This is a genomic window from Neorhizobium phenanthreniclasticum, from assembly GCF_040066075.1.
GTDB classification, from domain to species: Bacteria; Pseudomonadota; Alphaproteobacteria; order Rhizobiales; family Rhizobiaceae; genus Neorhizobium; species Neorhizobium petrolearium.
The window spans coordinates 155,171-173,523 of sequence record NZ_JBEAAL010000008.1 but is presented as its reverse complement, the minus strand read 5'-3'; the positions used below and the strand labels follow the sequence as shown (position 1 = coordinate 173,523).

Below are 18,353 nucleotides of genomic sequence, written 5' to 3'. Positions count from 1 at the left end.
GACCTGTTTTTATAACAGGACGATTGACCTGTAATTGTCAAGCGTCTAGATCAGGGTGTCGATATTTTTGGCTGGGCGCGATGACCAAACGCAGGAACGACCCCATTCGAATGAGAGAGCGGATTGCGGAAGATGCGTTTGCCGCTTTCACGCAGCGCGGCTATGCCTCCACTGGCATGCAGGACATCAGGCAAATCGCCGGCGTATCCGGAGGCGCGCTGGCGCACCATTTTCCTGCAAAACGGGACTTGCTCCTGGAAGTCATTCGCACCCAGCTTGGCCGCGCCGTCTATCGCACGTGCATTGAACCGTTTCTCACAGCGCCTGACGCACTTGACGGGGTGCGCGCCATGTTCGGCGTCGTTCGATCGGAACTAAGGGATGCCGAAGTGATAACCGGCTGCCCTTTGAACAATCTTGCGCTTGAGCTTTCCACGCTCGATGTTGAAGCCCGAGAGGAACTCGACAGGCTGTTTCAGAAATGGCGAGAAGCGATTGCCGAGCGTATCGGCAAGGATGTCGAGCTTGGTCTCGCACAATCCCTTGACCCCGGAAGAATGGCCACCTTGATTGTGGCCAGCTTTTCGGGTGCCATGTCTATGGCCAAGGCTTCGCAGAGCGTCGAACCATTGGAATCCTGCGGTACCCAAATCGATAACCTCATGAGCCCGCATTATCCCCGCCTTAGCGAGTATTAAGGGCAGTAGGCCAATGACCTGGTATCGCGCTTCAATCTACCGACGCGGCCGTTTCCCGGTCGATGTTATTGCTCGCGCCGCCTGGCTTTCACAAGCTAAAGACGCTTTGCATAATGCGATGCAGGGTCTTTCCTCGCCATCAGCATAACATGGTCCTCGGAGGCATCCGCAAGCGTCAGTGCCAATTCCGCTGCGGACCATCCGCGTCTCTCCAGATTATCGAGCATTTCCATCATTGCGATTTCGACCTCTCTTCTGCAGTTCGAAATCAGTTTCAGTTCGATGAGGTTCCCTTTGCAACTGGTAATCATCCTAGCCTCCGTTTGCCACATGAGAGGGGCTGCTTGATATGAAAGTTCGTAACATCGGTGGAATGGCGAGGGTTGCGAGCAACCTCTCGCTTCGCCGTCACTTGCCTTGACCGACGATTGCCTCAATGCTCCGCAGTCGCGAGCTTACGTAATCGCCATGCCGAAGCTTTGCGAATTCGTCGGTCGTTTGTGCCGGCGCATTTTTGAAAACGTACCACTGGCCATCGGGCTCACGCTTCTGATAGATCAGGCCTCCCTTCTTGCGGTGGCTGAAGCAGGTGATTGCAGCTGCCGTTCCGTTTTTGGCGTGCCAATCGGCGTTGAAGCAGAGTTTACCCGGCGCGGTGATGAACCAGCGGCCTATGCCGTAGGACGCTGCCCCATTTTCCCGCGACCAGGCAGTGAAGGTGCGGGCCTTTACTGAAAAATAGCCTGCGCCAGCTTTCCAGATCCAAGAATTCTGGCCGTAGAGTTTGTAGATTTCTGCATTGCTCAGAGGCTTCGAGGTTTCGATTCCGGCGGGTTCCCGAGTTCCGGCCGCAGACGCGGCCGTGGCGATGCTGCCGGCTAATGCGACTGCAAGAAGCACTTTTTGAACTGTCGACATGATTGGGTTCCTTCTTGGTCAATTGATGGACTGGCGGACAATCCGCCAGTCAGGCCGGCCATAGCCGTCTGGCCACGGGTAGACTTCACGATCGTTGAAGTAGATGACGGCGCTCAGCGCAGGGAACTCGGCATATCGCTTCGTCACGCTTTCGGCCCAGTTTCGCACATACGAGTCGTCGCCCTCGTAGCCGAGTTCGGCAACCATGACCGGCTTGCCGTAGCGCGCGACACGAGCATATCCGGGCGAGAGGCGCTCGGAAAACGTCTGGTCACGGCCGGTTTTATCCCTGTCGTACTGCTGCAGGCCAAATACCGAGAGGCCGACGAGATCAACGACATCGTCGCCAGGATAAAAGGCTTCGAGTCCTTCGTTGCCCTTGGGCGACCACATGTATTTGGCCGTCTTCAGATGAGTCTTGCAGACACGAACCACCCGGCGAAAAGCTTCCACATAATCCGCACCACGCCAGTGCGACCAGGAGAACTGATTGTCCGTCTCGTCCATTTCCTGCCCCCACCTTATGATGACCGGACTTTTCAGTGTAGCGGCGGCCGAGCAAACGGCGGCCATGTTGCCGTCGCGCGAACCGTTTAAGATGCTGTGCAGCAGTTCTTGCGACGTCTGGCGCCAGTCGGGCGACCACGACCAGGGTTCGACGGAGATCAGTAAGGTGCGGCCGCGAGCTTGCGCATAGTCATCGGCAAAGGCCAGCGTGGAGAGGTCGACGTCTTCCCATGGCAGAAAGAGATGTTCGATCTTCGAACTGGTCGCTTCGGCGAAATCGCCATGCGGATCATAGGCGCCGAGAATTATCGATTCAGGAGTTACGATCGGCCTCTTGATCGACGGCGTCGTTGATGGCGCGGTCATCGCAGGTGACTGCGCTTTTGGAATCCCGCGCGGGGCGGTTGCCGTGAGCACGGCTCCGGACAGCAACAGGCTGGTTAGCGACAAGGCTACTACTTTTGACAGGCTATGCATTGTCAACCTCCTTCAGGCTTAGACGCCACCAATCCGGATGAGCGGCCTCTGTTCTCATTTCGATTCCCGCCGGAACGGAAATCCATCGTGGCTTCAGTATGGTTCTGCGTAATGCGGCTCCGCCCTTGCCGGCGCCGGCAACTGCGTAACGCTCTTCGAAGATCTGCAGGCGCCCACTTCCCCAGGCGAGCGCCTCGGCCCCGTCTTTCCCGTGTATGGTCGTCGCGACCCCCGGCAGTGCGATAAGCGCCAGGAGTGCCGTCACCATTGCCGGGCGGTAGAAACGGGGGGCTGCTGCGATCGTGTTTTCCCGCGTATGCCGGACGACTATGACCACAAGCAGCAGCGTGTAGATTGCCGCGTTCAAAATGGTGAAGAGATAGAACCCCTTGGGCGTTCCGGCACCATTGATGGACAGGGCGGGCAGCACAGCTGCGATTGCGAGGAAGACGTAAGGCCCCAGAACGCGCAGCGGCAGCGGATCGACTTCCGATCGACCTTTCGGGGTGACCCGGAAATCGACGAACGATCCGGTGAACCAGTCATAGATCGCAGCCAAGGTACCGGCGACTGCCCAGGGCCAGCGCGCAAAAAGAAAGAGCATGCATTCCCAGCTCAGGATCTTCGCGTCGTAGGGCCGGAACGAACCGCTGGCCCGCCAGCGGTAGGCCATCAGCACGAGAATGACCGAGAGCGGCGCGAAATGCGCCAGAAAATCCGGATAGGTCACGGTCACGAAGTTTTCGCCGCGCGCCAGGGCGATGATCGGCATCGCAAACATGAGCAGCATGAAGAATGCGAAAAGCGGGTACCAGAGCTGGGAGAACAGGAACTGGAACTTGAGCCTGAGCGGCAACCGGCCGACAAGGCGGGGTGAGTACCTCAACAGCAGCATGACGAGGCTCCGCGACCACTGGAATTCCTGTGTCACAAGGTCGCTGAAGGTGCCGGGTCCGTCGCCATGGGCGATCGCGTCGAGAGCGTGTACGCCCCGCCAGCCGGCAGCATTCATCATCAGTGTCGTCGAGTGGTCTTCCGCCAGTTCCGGGCCGAGACCGCCGATCCCCCTGAGCGCCGCCGTGCGAACCGCATAATGCGATCCTATGCACAGCGGCGCCAGCCCCCCATTGTAGCCGGCTTGCAGCGAGCCGTGCATGCTGGCTTCGGCGTGGAGTCTTCCGCGTGCCGACCAGCTTTCGGACGCGTTCTTGTCGCAGATGCTGGGCGCCGAGACATAGCCGACTTTCGGATCGGCGAAGGGGCGCAGCATCTGGAAAAGATAGCCGGGCTCAGGAACATGATCCGCATCAAGCTGTGCCACGAAGTCATAGCGGTCGTACCCGTACTGGTCGTAGAAGAAGGCGAGATTGCCTTCCTTGCAACGCGTGCGCCTGGGCCAGGAGGTCCTGTGGTAGTCGGATCGTCCTTTGCGGGTCGAAACGAAGACGCCGTGCCTGCTGCACCAGTCGAGGGTTTCGGCGGAAGGGTCCTCGTCGGCAATCCAGGTATCATGCGGTACATCCTGGGCAAGCATCGCCTGCAATGTCTCCCTGACGACGGAGAAGGGCTCCGACGGTGCCTTGGTCACGACCATGGCTACGCGACTGCCGGCCGGTAGACGCAAAGGGCCGTTTGGTTTTGCTGCCCGGTAGAAGACGATGATGAAATAGGCCGGCAGAACGGTGATCCAGGCCAGCACGAGGCTCACGATAATGGAGCCGAACGCGTCTATGTGATGGCGTGGCTCCAGCCACCAGGCCCAAAAATAAATGAAAGCAACGGCCCATACGCCCGCTCCGGAAAGATATTCCGCTCGGCGATACCCAGTCAGAACCGGCACGAGCAGCGGCTCTTGGGATCGCTCCGAGGCATCCGTCGTTCTGACGATTGAAGGTTCGTTCACGAGCGCACCTCCAATCCAAAGAACGGAGCGGCCGTTCGCACGATGGTCTTCAGGTCGGAGTGTTGAGGCCGGAAGCCCAGCGTCTCACGCGCTAAGCCGGGGTCCGCGTAAAGGCTGGGCGGATCGCCGGGCCGGCGCGGACGGATCACGATCGGAACCTCGCGCCCGGTCGTTTCCTCGATCATGAGCAAGACTTCTTTGATGGAAAAACCACGTCCGGTGCCAAGGTTGAGAGCAAGGTTTGGCCCGCCTCTGACGAGATGATCAAAAGCCAGGACGTGGGCGCGTGCGAGATCGGCGACGTGAATATAATCCCTTATGCAGGTACCATCCGGCGTGTCGTAGTCGTCACCGAAGATCTCCAGGTGCGGGATCTGGCCGGCTGCGGCCTGCATTGCCCGCGGAATGAGGTGGGTTTCTGGAAAATGCCATTCACCAAGCTCGCCTTCCGGATCGGCTCCGCAGGCGTTGAAGTAGCGCAGCGCGACGTAACGCAGGCCGAAAGCAACCGCGTAGTCGGCGAGCACATTCTCACCGATCAGCTTGGTCTTGCCGTAGGGATTGATCGGAGCCTTTGGTGTCGCCTCATCAATCGGCAGTGTGGGAGGGATCCCATAGACGGCGCAACTCGATGAAAATATGATGTTCTGAAGCCCGGTCTGCCGGCAGGCATCGGCAAGCGACAATGCACCGCAGACATTGTTGTTGTAATATTTTGCGGGATTTTGCACCGACTCGCCGACATAAGCCGATGCCGCGAAATGAATGACGGCGTCGGGGGCATATTTTTCGATGACCTCGATCAGACCGTCGGAATCGAGGATGTCGCCCTCGATGAAAGGCCCCCAGCGGACAGACGATCGGTTCCCGGTCGTGAGATTGTCGTAGACGATCGGCTCGATCCCTTCCAATCGAAGCAACTTGGCAGTGTGACTGCCGATAAAGCCGGCACCGCCTGTGACAAGGACCCGGGGCGCACCCATCAGATCGCCTCCGCCAATTCGGGGGTCGCGCGGGTGAGAAGGCGATCGAAATGGCCGATCGTCTGCACGAGGCCGCTCGCCAAATCCACATTCGGACGCCAGCCGAGTTCCTGCGTGGCGAGCGAAATATCGGGGCGGCGCTGGCGAGGATCGTCGGCGGGCAGCGGGCGATGGATGATTTTCGACCGGGATCTGGTCAGTTCAATCACCTGTTCAGCCAGTTCTCCAATCGTGAATTCTCCGGGATTGCCGAGATTGATCGGCCCCGTCAGCGACGCCGAGGACGCCATCATGCGAATGAGGCCATCGATCAGATCATCGACAAAGCAGAACGAACGGGTCTGTGAACCATCGCCGTATATCGTGATGTCCTGTCCCGTCAGTGCCTGGACGACGAAATTCGAAACTACGCGGCCGTCGTCCGGGCGCATTCGAGGACCGTATGTGTTGAAGATGCGGACGACCTTGATCTCGACGTCGTGCTTTTTGTGAAAGTCGAAGAACAAAGTCTCTGCGCAACGCTTACCTTCATCATAACAGGAGCGCGGGCCAAAAGGATTGACGTTGCCCCAGTAACTTTCGACTTGCGGGTGGACATTGGGGTCTCCGTAGACCTCCGAGGTGGAAGCCTGAAGGATGCGTGCACCGGTGCGCGCGGCCAGCTCCAGCAGGTTGAGCGACCCTATCACGCAGGTCTTCGTGGTGTGGACCGGGTCGGATTGATAGTGCGGGGGAGATGCCGGGCACGCGAGATTGTAGATCTCGTCAACTTCCAACTCGGTGGGCAGCACGATGTCGTGGGCGACGACGCTGAAGGCATCGAGGTGGTTCAGACGAGCTATATTGCGCCTCAAACCTGTGGAGAAATTATCGAGACAGATTACCTGATGCCCTGCTGCCAGTAGCGCCTCGCATAGATGTGATCCGAGGAAACCTGCACCTCCGGCGACAAGAACTCTCTTTCGCGATTGATGGCTGTGTGGTGAAGAATTCCTGCCGTAGACCAAAGCCTGTGCAGAACGCGCACGAATGTTACCAAGATAGTTCACAGCTATCCTCCCATGTTTTCATATTTTGTTTTGGATATGCGTAGTTTCACATTGAGAGCGCCACGAAACTACATCGCGCTGGAATGTGAATGTTTGATTATTCCGGCTTGTGTTCGGAATTAATCATTACTTACTTAGATACAGTCTCAAGACGCAATTGTCGTTATCCCCGCATCCTAAAAATTGTCGTTCCGTACATTTCTGCTTAAAATGGAATATGATAGAAGGCTTATGTGCGTGACGTTTCAGCCACTTCCGTTGTTCCAGGCGGATTGTGCGGAGGTTCAGCTGCGAAAACGAGTGTCTGCTCTCGATTTCAACGGCTGGGATCGACTTACGCGCTGGAGAAATTGGATGGCTACAAAGTCCGGGTCTGAAGATAAACCCGCTGAGGAACAGGAATGGCCGGCCCAGATGGAGCGACGGCGCTGGCCGCGCGAACCGTCGCCGGAGAAAGAAGATCGCCTGGATGTTCCACCTGCTTTGGTGCCATTGCGATTTTCGACGCAAGACCTGCCGCCGAAAGAACAATTCAAAGCCTGGCGGTCGCATATGGCGCCGCTTGTGGATGTTCATCTGCCGGACGAAAGATCATCGGACGACGGTTTTTTCGCCGAACAGATTGGTTGGCGCCTCGGCGAGATACTCATCGTCCAGCAGCGCGCGCAGGCATACAGCTATGTCCGGGATCAGGCGATGCTGCGGTCGAGCCCGATCGATCATTGGAATGTCGGTGTGCTTCGCAACGGGCGGGCCTGGACCGAAGTCAGTCGCCATGTGACGGAGACCGGCCCGGATGAGATATTTTTCAGGTCCCTTGGCTATCCGTACCGCGGGCGGATAACCGATTCGACCACTGTGCTTGTCTTCTTGCCCTATGAACTGTTGGCTGGCGATGCAAGTCTTCTTCAGAACGCCAACAACGTGGTCCTCTCCGGCAGTCTGGCTGAATTGCTCATCAGCTATATCAACGGCCTGGAGACGAACCTGAGCAATTTGACGGCAGCGGAGGTGCCGCGGATCATACGAACGATCGGCGATATGGTCGTTGCCTGCGCTGCATCGTCCACAAAATTGAATAACAATCAGGATCAGACGATGGGCCCGATGGAGCGGGCGCATCGCTACATTCACCTCAACCTTCATTCAGATAATTTGACGCCTGACGTCATGTGCCGCGCGTTGGGTATCTCCCGTACACGGCTCTACCAGTTGTTCGAAGCGAACGGGGGCGTCCTCAACTACATTCGCAAACGTCGATTGCTGCAGGCATATGCCGATCTTAGCAACCCGTCAGATAACAGGCCGATTTCGCAGATCGCGGAGGCGGCAGGTTTCGACGTCGCCGCCAACTTTACCCGCGCTTTCAGCCACGAGTTCGGGCTCAGCCCGCGTGAGATCCGGAAGACTGCGGCAAGCGAGCACCCGACCGGTCCGGTCGCTCGTGCCACGCAACGTTACGGGACGACGATCGGCGACTGGCTAACCCTTGGAGGTTGATCCGGGGTTATTGCCAGGGCTTTCGTCAACCAAGTCTGAGATCGATCGCCGGATGCAACTTCTTCAAGTTTGGAAGAGACTTTGATTGCCAATGATATTCGGAGCTTCCGCGTACCGTTAAGTGAACATTCGGCTTATTGCGTATCTCAATCGTGAGCTTCGCGAGCAGGTTGATTCCGGATGAATTGAGAAACTGCAACCCGGTAAGGTCCACGGTAATGTGATCCGGCTCGGTTTCCAGAATACTCATGACGAGGGAAAAAATCGGCGCATAGGCTTCCGTGCTGGGCAGGCGCATGGACCCGTCGAAATAGATCTCCGTACCCTCCGACCAGACGCGATATTCTTCTTGCTTGATTTCCATATTGAACAGCCCAATCAATTCGAGACATTCGGAACTGCGATAGACGCATAGGTTTCCAGCGGAATTTTGCCGTCTGGCTCTTCAGATCCAAAAACCCACGCAAAGTGGGCGCCATAATCGCTCATTAGCGTTAGAAGCCCGAGGCCTGAGCTGCTTGTGTTCGTGCCGATCGCATTCGCCTCGATCCGCTTTATGAGAAGCTCGCCAGGATCTCCCATGGTGATTTGCGACAGCAAATGCTGGAACTGCGTGGCTGGTTTCTCCTCGATAAGATTGGAGACTTTTGCCCGGAAGACATTGTCCTCAATCGAGGCTTCCACGACGATTTCGCCGGCAGCCCGGAACTTTACCGCGTTCTCAATGAGTTCATTCGTCAGATAGCCGACATTGTGCCGAACCTCCTTGTAGAGGCTGCGGGATGCGCGGTAGCGCAGGGCGACGAACTCGGCGACGAAATCCGACGTGATCGCGCAGTGCTTCCAGCCAAGATCGAGAGGCCCCTCGAAGAGGCAAAGCCTGGTTATATTTTCGCCTGTTCCGATCGCCAGATCTTCCAATCCGTACAAAGTCGTCATTCGCTCACCTGTGTCTCATAACAACGAGTGTGATGTCGTCATGAATCTTCTGAGTTCCGATATGGGTCATCAGGTCGTCGATGATGCCGACTTTGACATCCTCGGCGCTCTGGCCGTATCGCCGACCGGCGCTTTCGCAAAGTCGCTCGATGCCGAAAAGCTCACCGGCGCGATTCTCGGCCTCGGTCACGCCGTCGGTGTGGAGAATAATCATGTCGTCGCGATCAAAGGAGACTTCACGCGTTACCACGAATGGCGAAATATCCGGTTCCAGCCCGATCGGCAGGCCGAGATCCAGCGTATCGATCCGCTCCACCTTTCCCAACTTGCGGACAACGATCAGTTCCTCATGCTGGCCCGAAAGGGTCAGGCGCTTTCCGTCATAATCCAAGAAGGCGAGCGACAGGTGTTTGTTGGTGCTGGTCCTGACGAGGTTCTTGTAGATGGCTCGGTTCACACTGTTCAGAAATTGCGACGGATCCATGTCGCCCGCTTCCTGCAAGGCTCGTGCGGTCGATTGGACCATCAGCATCAGGACGCCGCTTTCGAGGCCATGTCCGGTCACGTCGCCGATGCCGATTTTCAGGCGCTTTCCGTCCCTCAGGACATCGTAGTAATCGCCTCCGACCTCGTCGGCTGGCCGCATATAGGCTGCGATTTCCAGATCGGTAATTTCCTCCAGCTCACGGGCCTTGGGGAGGACCATCATCTGGATGCGGCGTGCGACGGCGAGTTCTGCGCCGAGGCGCAAATTTTCGCTGCGCAACTTATGATTCAAGGCGGAGATTTGCAGGTTTGCCTCTTCGATCTCCTTGGTTCTGTCCTCGACGAGCTGCTCGAGATTTTCCGTATGGAAGCTGATCTGTTCCGCCATGCGATTGAAGGCTAGGCCCGCCTCGCCGACCTCGTCGTGTGTCGGGATATCGAGCCTGACTGAATAATCCTTGGCCTGTATGCGCTTGGCGGCATCGGCGAGCGCGCTGATGCCTCTGGTTATACGCTTCGATATGGCGAAAACGGCTCCGATGACGAAGCACAGGGATACGAGGAGGGCGAGAATCTGGTAGATCAGGATCCGGTTCGTCGCTTGTGAAATTCCTGCCTGGGCGGCAAACAACGAGGCGTAGATCTCGCGCTCCGGCACGACGATGCCGAGCAGCATGGCCTCACGCCGGACAGGGCCGGAAACCCAGAGGTTCGTCGGCTGCAGCTGTTTCAGGACGACCAGGTAGGGGACCTTCTCGCCGTTTTCATCAAGGAGAATGTGGCGCAGCAGTCCGTCCTCCCCCAGCGGCAGTTGCGCGATTTCGGGCTGCAGGCTTCTTCTCAGAGAGCGGTTCAGGCCCGTCACGCCTTCGCCACCCGTATCGCTCGATGCCTGCAGGCCGATGATCTTCTCGCCGATGGGATTGATGGCGACGACATTGCCGTCCGACATGGTCAGGAAGCCGAAGCCATTGTCGGCGACTTTGACGTTCTCGACGATTTCTGCCAACTGGTCGAGGGTGATGTCCGTGCCGGCGGCGCCTGCAACCTTCGTGCGGTCCGGGGACCAGAGAGGCTGAAAGAAGCTGACGATGAGCTTGCCGGTGATCGCATCCGTATAAGGCGCCGTTTGAGTGATGACGTCGCTGACCGGACGCTGCCCCGGATCCGTGGCCCATTGCTCCCAGGACTCGTAGAGCCCGGGAAAGAAGAAAGTCCAGAATTCCGCGCTGTTATGGCCCGGATAGAGCCTGTCGAACGTCTGGGCCTGCTCCGTGTAAGGTGCTGTCCTGAAGATCGGGCGTTCCTTCGGGCCGATGTAATACATCTGCAGCTTCGAAAGACCGTTTGCCAGGAGGCTCGGTGCGACCAGATCAAGGACGGCACTGTTTTCGATGTCCCTCTCAACTTCGGGCAACGGAACGTGATCGGGGCCTAAGAGATATCCCCAGACGCTGACGACGGATAACGGGCCGGGCAGGTTCTGGGCCCATCCTCCTTTCGCATCGTAAACCACGTCGACGGTTCCCGGAGCGCCGCGGGCCATTGCCTCCCCGATCTGGGTTTCCCTCAAGGGGCGATCGATCTGCGACTGAAGGACGCCTGCCAATGTGTTCACGTCGGAGTGGACCTGGTTCAGGAGCAGATTGACGTGTTCGGCCGTCGTTTCCGCGTAGGAACGGATATAGCCCTGATTGGCCTGTTCCAGCCCCTGGCCGACCTCGGCGGTTGCATCGCGGGAGAGCCTTTGCACATTCCAAAGCGCCAGGCCCCCGGTCACGAGCAGATCGAAGAGCACGGCGCTCCCGACGACGAGAACGAACTTCGCGCGGAACGAGCGCAAGCCAAAACGTGCGATCTGCTGACTGGGCGTGCTCATGGCGGTTTGCGTCCGGATGCCGCCCAGATTGGCCAGCCGGCATAGCCCTTGGGATGAAGGGCTGCAAAGATGTGGTCGCTGAAACCCTGGCGGAAGCGTTCCATGAACTCGGGAGGATCGCCACGTTTCATGGCCATTTCTCCGGCGTAGACGTTTTCCCAGGCCGCGATGACATCGGCGAAGTCCTGCGGGTCTCCGTCGAGGTTGGTGACCATGAAGGATTCCATGAGGATATCGTCAAAGCCGGCGTCAACGAGATATCGGCGGCTCTTGGGCCCAAGCTCCACATCCATGTCAAAGTGGCTGAACAGCTTCGCAACCTCGTTATATGTCCATTGAATACTCTTCGATCGGGGTTCTCCCAGGCAGTGCGAATTCTTTTCGTTGGTTATATATACCCGCCCGCCCGGTTTGCAGATCCGGTAAAGCTCCTTCAAAAGCACGGTTGGCCGGTTGAATATCTGAAGCGAATGGCGGCAGGTCACGAAGTCGAACTGATTGTCCTCGAGCAACATTTCGGACGCGTCGCCATAGGTATATTCGATATCGGCAATGCCGAAGCTGGCTGCCATATCGCGTGCATAGGCGAGGCTCGCCTTCGAATGGTCGAGCGCCACGATGCGGGTCGGCTGGAACTCCCTTTTGACAAGCATGGCGAAATCGCCGATGCCGCAGCAGATATCGGCCATCACGATTCCCGGCCGCATGCCGTGACGGGGAAGGATCGTTCGCTCGTGGCGCCAGGTCATCTTGGTCTGCGTGCGCAATATCGGAATGAAACTCGTATCCTCGACGAAGGCTTGGCCGGGATAGAATTTTGAATCGTAGACCTCCACTGTTACCCGCGGCTCGATCCTGTTCAGGTGCTTGAACATGCGTTCGGTCCAGCCGACGACGCTTGAAGTCACTACCACGAAGCGAAGATCGGACCTCGCCCGACAAGCGTCCAGAACGACACGTGCAAAGGCCTGGAATGCTGTGTTGTTCATCTGGACGAGACGTTTCACATTGATGTAGAGAACCCCGCGCACGTCATCGATAGCCCCTTTGAGCACGGAAATGCTTGCGGCGATCTCATCGACCGAGCGCGGCCGGATGACGCCGGCCAGCGAGAACTCCTGGCTATTGGCGTCGAACTCCGCATTGAAGGGCGCTGAGAAAACAGTCGTACTCAATTTATGGCCCTTTCAAGTGGCAGGTCGACGACGAACGTTATGGATGCCGGAGCACGTTCCTCCAGATGCACGTCGGCGTCGAAGTTGATCGCCAGATCAAGAAGAACGACTTCCCTGTTTGGCGTCTGATCCGTTGAAATGGCACCGAGATAGCGCGAGAACGCATCTTCCTGATGGGTTCTCGCAACCGCCTCACGGTAGAATTCCTGCTGCCCTGAAGGGCACGTGAAGCTGAGCTTCACACGCTCCATCAAGTCGCGTCGATAAACGATGCAATCTATTCTGCCTTCGGGCGAACCGCCCCGGAATGATACCTCCAGCAGTTCATTGAGAGCAAACGAGAAGAAATTCGAATGCCGGATGGGATCCGTGCGGTTGTGGCTGATCATCCGCGCGATGAAGGTCGAGAGTTGATCGCAATGCTGCCAGTCCGAAAGAAAGGTTCGCATGTCCATCTCGAACTGGAGCAGAGGCGCGAAGGCCGCTTCCGCAGGCTTCTTGCTGGCTGCACACATGCCGGTCCCTCCTTCCATATCCACTCCGAGGAAGTTCAAAAATTGACTGTCACATTCGCCGAGGATCCAAAGGTCGCATTGGTTTGGGAATGGGGAAATTCCCGAAAGGGACGGGCAGCGTAAACTTCCTGAGGAACGCGCCTATCCTCCCGGCGGGCATCGGCTTGCTCAGAAAATATCCCTGCAGCCGATCACATGCTTTCTTGTTGAGCCAAGCGGCCTGTTCTGCCGTTTCTACACCTTCGGCGGTGACGCTCATGCCGAGCCCGTGGGCGAGCGCGATAATGGATCGGACGATCGTCTGACTTTTGTTATCGACCTCGAGATCCTTGATGAAATACTGGTCGATCTTGATCGTATCGAAGGGGAAGTTTTTCAGATAACTGAGCGACGAATAGTAGGTTCCAAAATCGTCAAGCGATATCTGCACTCCCAGCATTTTCAATGTATTGAGTGTATCAAGATTGTTGATCGTTCGCTCTAGAAGCACAGATTCGGTGATTTCGAGCTCGAGCCGGTCGGCGCGAATTCCGACAAGATCCAAGGTTTGAGCAATACGATCGGTAAGCCCTGCGTGCAGGAATTCCGCCGGAGAGAGATTGACGGCAACCGTGAAGTGGGGTGGCCACGTCATTGCCTCGCGACAGGATTGTTCAAGAGCCCATTGGCCGATATCGCTCATCAAACCGTCCGTCTCGGCCATCGGAATAAAGAGACCGGGTGGAATGATGCCCATGACGGGATGGCGCCATCGCAATAGCGCTTCGAAGCCTACGATCGAGAAAGGCGGCTGCACAAGTGGCTGATATTCAATGAAGAATTGCCCCTCTTTGAGCGCAGTTCGCAAACTGCGACGCAACGTCTCCCGCTGTTCCAGAACCATGAGCATGGAGCGATTAAACCTCCTCGCCCTGCGCCGGCCATCCTCCTTCGCAGCGTAGAGTGCAATGTCTGCCGCTTTCATGAGCTGTTCGAATTCGTCTCCATCTGCTGGGGCAACCGCAACTCCAACGCTTGCACCGACAAAGACGTTAAGGCCCTCGACCATGAATGGCTCCCTGAAAGCATGGACGAGGGCTTCTGCCAGGCGTTCCGCTTCCCCAGGTTGAGCGTTTCTCCGCTGAATGATTGCAAACTCGTCGCCGGCCAAGCGATAAGCGAATTCCTGCTCTCCGAGCACGCTCCTTATCCGTTCGGCAGCCATCTTCAGAACCATGTCGCCTGCACTGTGGCCCAGTGTGTCGTTGACCGGTTTAAAATCGTCGAGGTCGATCTGCATGAGGGCGAACTTTTCCCTCTTCGATGCGGCCAGAACGTCTCGCAATTGATCGCTGAACTGCCGTCGATTTGGCAGCCCTGTTAAAACATCATGGGTAGCTTGGTAAAAGAGAAGCGCTCGGTCGTTCTCAGCCTGGCTGTAGGTCCCGCGCAGGCTTGAGTCACCATTCGTTTCGACAACACCCAAGCCGTGAGGGCTGCGGAAAACGATGAGTGTGCGCTGATCTGCTGTTTTCGCGTTTGCAACCTCGATCTTTCGCGGGAATCCATTCGAAAGTACGAGTTCGACCGCAGATTTCGTTAAAGGAGCCAGCAGCTCCGGATACACGTGCCACAAGGTCGTATCGACCAGAGACGGGAGGCCATATTTCTGTCGGCACCTTGCCGAATATTCCGTAAGATGAAAGCTCTCGTCATAAAGAGAGACCACGTCGTCGGTGTCGGCAAGGAGATCGGTCTCGACAGAAGCAGACTGTGTCGCATCCCGGTCCGGCATCCTTTCCTCCCCTTCCATAAGGTCCTCTCGGAAAACAATCCTGCTAATCCATTTACATTCGCTTGGCTTTGATGCGGCTCAACTGCATTTTCTAATTTAGTTATTTCTGAATAAATATCGCAAAACGTGTTGCATTCAATGCCACGCCGCCAGCGAAATAATAATTTTCTCAGTTACTTCTTGTCTCGGGGGAGGTTTCGAGATGCAATTCTCGGCGCTCGCGTGCGTCCAATTACCAATGCTGTCGTAGAACCTTGGCAATACCGCGGAAATTCTCGGCCTTGTCGGATATGGCCGCCAGCCTCAGTACACTCTCCGTGGAAACCAAGTTCCTTTGAGCCGCCGGTCAGATGCCGGGTCGGAGTGCCTGCTCCCAGCTCGATCCGACGGATCAGCTCGCCGAATGCCGAGAGGCGGTGAAAGGCGCACGACATGTCGGACGGAACGAGGCATCCGGCTCTCTCGTCTGCCTCCGGACTTCCGATCTCAACCGTCGCCCTGATTAATAGTCGAGGGAAGCTTTCGATGTGCACTGTGATTTCATGCCAAATCCGCTTGGGGTGCAAATCCAAGGACTGGGTCCGCCATAGGCCAGTACCGACTGCGAAGACTGGAACCTCGAGCGCTCAACCGTGGTTTTGTTGATTGCTGCAGTGACCGTCATATCCCTCTTTGCAGAACCGGTCGCCGACGACGTCATCGACGTCACAGCCTGGGAATGGTCGGGCATAACCGTGCAGGACGACAGGAATGCCATCATTAAAATCGTTGTACGAGTCACCAGCCAAATCTCCCATTCGTGCGCTCTTCACACCTGTAGAAGAAATTGCTGAAATAATGCTTATTGCCAGTTATCAAGCTCCATGGTCAGGATTCACGACAGCCGCCATATGAAGGTGTCTGCTGATCGTGGATTTGGGTATTTCCAGAAATTGCGAAGCCTTGTTGATTAACAGGGAGCCTGTTCATTGCCTCACCTGCCGCGCTCTCGCCTATTGCCTGGAAAATTTCGCTCTTACCAAATCAAAAATCCTGATACAAAGGACCGACAACAGCAGTTTTGAACATGAAACCTAATTTTCTTACCATATCCGCAAATACAGGCGGTTCGGTACTTAAAGGCCTTGCGTCTCCTATCCGGATCAACATTCTGCAGCTCCTGCACGATCGCGGCAAAATGAATGTCAACGAGATCAGTGCCGCACTGTCGCTGCCTCAATCGACTGTGGCCGTAAATATATTGACGCTGGAAGAGGCGGGGCTGATTGATGCTCATTCGGTGAAGGCGACCAAGGGGAATCAGAAAGTATGCAGCGCCCGATATGACGAGATCATAGTTCGTTTCGATACCCCCGAGAAAAGCCAGAACAGTAACCAGATCGAGGTTGCGATGCCGCTGGGCCTCTTCACGAGTTGTGAGGTGTCGGCGCCGTGCGGCCTCTGCTCACCCGAGGGTGTTATCGGATTGCTTGACGTGCCGGACTTTTTCCTGGATCCCGGTCGGGTCCAGGCGGCGCTCATTTGGTTCGGGCGCGGGAATGTGGAATACAAGTTCCCGAATAACGCCAGGCTTCTCAACTCGACCATCGAGGCGGTGGAGTTTTCCATGGAGCTGTCGTCTGAAGTTCCAGGGACGAATGTCAATTGGCCGTCCGATATCACGTTGTGGGTCAATGATCACAAGGTAGGGACGTGGACATCTCCTGGAGACTACGGTGACAAGCGCGGCGTTTATACTCCCAAGTGGTGGAAGCTCGAAGGTTCGCAATACGGCAAGCTGAAAACCTTCCGGATTACCAAACAGGGATCATTTGTTGATGGAGTTTCCATCTCGAATGTCACTATCGACGATGTCGGCATGGCCGACCATCATTCCATTCGAATGAAGATCGGGATCGAAGAAAATGCCCCCCATCCGGGAGGCATCAACATCTTTGGCCGCGGCTTCGGCAATTATGACCAGGACATCGTGATGCGTCTTTATATCGCCTGAAGCCGGAGCTTATGCGGCAGCGTTAAACCGGACGACATTCCATGAAGCCGGCGGGACAGTCACGGTGGTCCGAGAACTCAGTGCCTCCACGCCCTGCAAGGTGCGGGGGGCGATCTTGTCAGGATTGTTTTTCGTGTTGCTGGCCTTAAGCTCCTCGTGGTGAAGCGTATGGGCGCGCTGCAGCCCCAGGTTTCCGAAACCTGTCGCAGCAATATCGATTTGCATGTCGTCGGAGAGATGCCGGTTCAAGATGAACAGCGTAACGGTTTTGTCCGCCTCCGAATGCACGGCTGAAAATTTGAGATAAGGCACCGGATCGATCTTGTCATAAAGATCTTCCGTGTGGGTTGGATCATAATAACGCGTTGAATACGTCGGCGTGTCAACGTTGGTTCTCAACACCCGACCTCTGCCGAGGTTGCTGAAATCCGAGAATGGCCAGAAGATCGTCTGGCGCCAGGCCGGGCCACCGGTCTCGGTCATGATCGGGGCGATCGCGTTGACCAACTGGGCAAGGCAGCCCGCCTTGACCCGATCGGCGTGATTGAGGAGCGAAATGCAGGCGCCGCCGAAGGCAAGCGCGTCCTGCATGTTATACTCCTCCTCCAGAATGGGCGGGGCGACCGGCCAGCCCTCCTTGACGCGGTTATGCTCACCGCGCCTTGTGCGGTACCAGACGTTCCACTCGTCGAAGCTGAGCATAATGCGTTTGCGCGAGCGGCGCCGCGCGGCCACCGCATCTGCGATCGCAACCACCTCATCGATAAAGCTGTCCATCAAGTCAGGACTTGCCAGGAAGGAAGGCGTGTCATCGGCATAATTGTTGAGATACGTATGCAGAGATATGAACTCGACATGGTCGAAAGTGTGTTCAAGCACGATCCTTTCCCACTCGCCATAGGTCGCCATCTTTCGGCCGGAGGATCCGCATGCCGCCAGTTCGATCGTTGGGTCCGTCATCCGCATCATCTTGGCTGTCTCAGTGGCAATGCGACCGTATTCTTCGGCCGTTTTTGCCCCCATCTGCCAACCTCCGTCCATCTCATTGCCCAGGCACCAGAATTTGATGTCGTGCGGCGTCTCCCAGCCATGCTTGCGGCGAAGGTCGGAAAGATGGGTGCCCGATGGATGGTTGCAATATTCGAGCAGGTGACGCGCTTCGTCAGGACCACGCGTGCCGAGGTTGACTGCCAACATCGGTTCGATATCCGCAGCCCGGCACCAGTCCATGAACTCGTTGGTCCCGAAGTGGTTCGTATCGACCGACTTCCATGCGAGATCGAGCCGACGGGGGCGCTGCTCGATCGGCCCCACGCCATCTTCCCAATTGTAGCCGGAGACGAAGTTTCCGCCAGGGTAGCGCATGATGGTCGGATTGAGCTCCCGTACGAGCTCCAGAACATCTCGCCGGAACCCCTTGCCGTCGGCCGTCGGATGGCCGGGTTCGAAAATCCCGCCATATACGCAACGGCCGAGGTGCTCGATGAATGCACCGAAAAGACGCTTGTCGGTTTCACCAATAATGAAGTCCCGGTCGAACCGGACTTGGGCCTTGAT

Annotated in this window: 15 protein-coding genes; 3 read left to right on the top strand and 12 right to left on the bottom strand. The window is 56.8% G+C overall.

What is annotated here, in order from left to right:
- The first annotated feature begins 80 nt into the window (after nucleotides 1-80).
- Nucleotides 81-698: a TetR/AcrR family transcriptional regulator gene (locus ABK249_RS13840; protein WP_037153475.1), complete on the top strand. Its 618-nt coding sequence runs from the start codon at nucleotides 81-83 to the stop codon at nucleotides 696-698.
- A gap of 408 nt (nucleotides 699-1,106) precedes the next feature.
- On the opposite strand, the gene ABK249_RS13835 is transcribed toward ABK249_RS13840, so the two are convergent.
- The 5 genes from ABK249_RS13835 to ABK249_RS13815 are packed head-to-tail and all read right to left on the bottom strand — an operon-like array spanning nucleotide 1,107 to nucleotide 6,535.
- Nucleotides 1,107-1,616: a DUF995 domain-containing protein gene (locus ABK249_RS13835; protein WP_227704184.1), complete on the bottom strand. Its 510-nt coding sequence runs from the start codon at nucleotides 1,614-1,616 to the stop codon at nucleotides 1,107-1,109.
- A gap of 18 nt (nucleotides 1,617-1,634) precedes the next feature.
- Entirely contained in the window at nucleotides 1,635-2,600 is a 966-nt protein-coding gene (locus tag ABK249_RS13830) for a glycoside hydrolase family 26 protein (RefSeq protein ID WP_227704183.1), read from the bottom strand.
- The gene (locus ABK249_RS13825) at nucleotides 2,593-4,503 is read right to left on the bottom strand and encodes a glycosyltransferase family 2 protein (protein WP_227704182.1); all 1,911 of its coding nucleotides are present in this window, start codon (nucleotides 4,501-4,503) and stop codon (nucleotides 2,593-2,595) included. Before ABK249_RS13825 ends, ABK249_RS13830 begins: the two co-directional genes overlap by 8 nt.
- Entirely contained in the window at nucleotides 4,500-5,486 is a 987-nt protein-coding gene (galE, locus tag ABK249_RS13820) for a UDP-glucose 4-epimerase GalE (RefSeq protein WP_037153459.1), read from the bottom strand. The genes ABK249_RS13825 and galE overlap by 4 nt, the downstream gene beginning before the upstream one ends.
- Nucleotides 5,486-6,535, bottom strand: a complete 1,050-nt coding sequence (locus tag ABK249_RS13815) for a UDP-glucuronic acid decarboxylase family protein (protein ID WP_227704181.1) — start codon at nucleotides 6,533-6,535, stop codon at nucleotides 5,486-5,488. The genes galE and ABK249_RS13815 overlap by 1 nt, the downstream gene beginning before the upstream one ends.
- Before the next feature lie 354 nt (nucleotides 6,536-6,889).
- On the opposite strand from ABK249_RS13815, the gene ABK249_RS13810 reads away from it, so the two are divergent.
- Nucleotides 6,890-8,035 carry a helix-turn-helix domain-containing protein gene (locus ABK249_RS13810; protein ID WP_227704180.1) on the top strand — a complete coding sequence of 382 codons (1,146 nt, stop codon included), beginning with the start codon at nucleotides 6,890-6,892 and terminating at the stop codon, nucleotides 8,033-8,035.
- A gap of 25 nt (nucleotides 8,036-8,060) precedes the next feature.
- Here ABK249_RS13810 and ABK249_RS13805 read toward each other — a convergent pair whose 3' ends face one another.
- From ABK249_RS13805 to ABK249_RS13780, 6 genes are read right to left on the bottom strand one after another with little or no spacing between them, the layout of a single operon-like run.
- On the bottom strand, nucleotides 8,061-8,399 hold the full coding sequence (locus ABK249_RS13805) for a slr1659 superfamily regulator (RefSeq protein ID WP_037153852.1): 339 nt from the start codon (nucleotides 8,397-8,399) through the stop codon (nucleotides 8,061-8,063).
- Nucleotides 8,400-8,413: 14 nt separating this feature from the next.
- The gene (locus ABK249_RS13800) at nucleotides 8,414-8,974 is read right to left on the bottom strand and encodes a slr1658 superfamily regulator (protein ID WP_227704179.1); all 561 of its coding nucleotides are present in this window, start codon (nucleotides 8,972-8,974) and stop codon (nucleotides 8,414-8,416) included.
- A 4-nt stretch (nucleotides 8,975-8,978) separates the two neighbouring features.
- On the bottom strand, nucleotides 8,979-11,339 hold the full coding sequence (locus ABK249_RS13795; protein WP_227704178.1) for a SpoIIE family protein phosphatase: 2,361 nt from the start codon (nucleotides 11,337-11,339) through the stop codon (nucleotides 8,979-8,981).
- On the bottom strand, nucleotides 11,336-12,514 hold the full coding sequence (locus ABK249_RS13790; RefSeq protein WP_227704177.1) for a class I SAM-dependent methyltransferase: 1,179 nt from the start codon (nucleotides 12,512-12,514) through the stop codon (nucleotides 11,336-11,338). The genes ABK249_RS13795 and ABK249_RS13790 overlap by 4 nt, the downstream gene beginning before the upstream one ends.
- Entirely contained in the window at nucleotides 12,511-13,029 is a 519-nt protein-coding gene (locus tag ABK249_RS13785) for a ubiquinone biosynthesis methyltransferase UbiE (RefSeq protein WP_227704176.1), read from the bottom strand. Before ABK249_RS13785 ends, ABK249_RS13790 begins: the two co-directional genes overlap by 4 nt.
- Before the next feature lie 49 nt (nucleotides 13,030-13,078).
- On the bottom strand, nucleotides 13,079-14,803 hold the full coding sequence (locus ABK249_RS13780; protein WP_227704175.1) for a putative bifunctional diguanylate cyclase/phosphodiesterase: 1,725 nt from the start codon (nucleotides 14,801-14,803) through the stop codon (nucleotides 13,079-13,081).
- A gap of 1,066 nt (nucleotides 14,804-15,869) precedes the next feature.
- Between ABK249_RS13780 and ABK249_RS13775 the strand changes: the two genes are divergently transcribed.
- Nucleotides 15,870-16,796, top strand: coding sequence for an ArsR/SmtB family transcription factor (locus ABK249_RS13775; protein ID WP_227704174.1), 927 nt, complete (start codon nucleotides 15,870-15,872; stop codon nucleotides 16,794-16,796).
- 9 nt (nucleotides 16,797-16,805) lie between these two features.
- On the opposite strand, the gene arfA is transcribed toward ABK249_RS13775, so the two are convergent.
- Nucleotides 16,806-18,353 carry an arabinosylfuranosidase ArfA gene (gene arfA, locus ABK249_RS13770; RefSeq protein ID WP_407722142.1) on the bottom strand — a complete coding sequence of 516 codons (1,548 nt, stop codon included), beginning with the start codon at nucleotides 18,351-18,353 and terminating at the stop codon, nucleotides 16,806-16,808.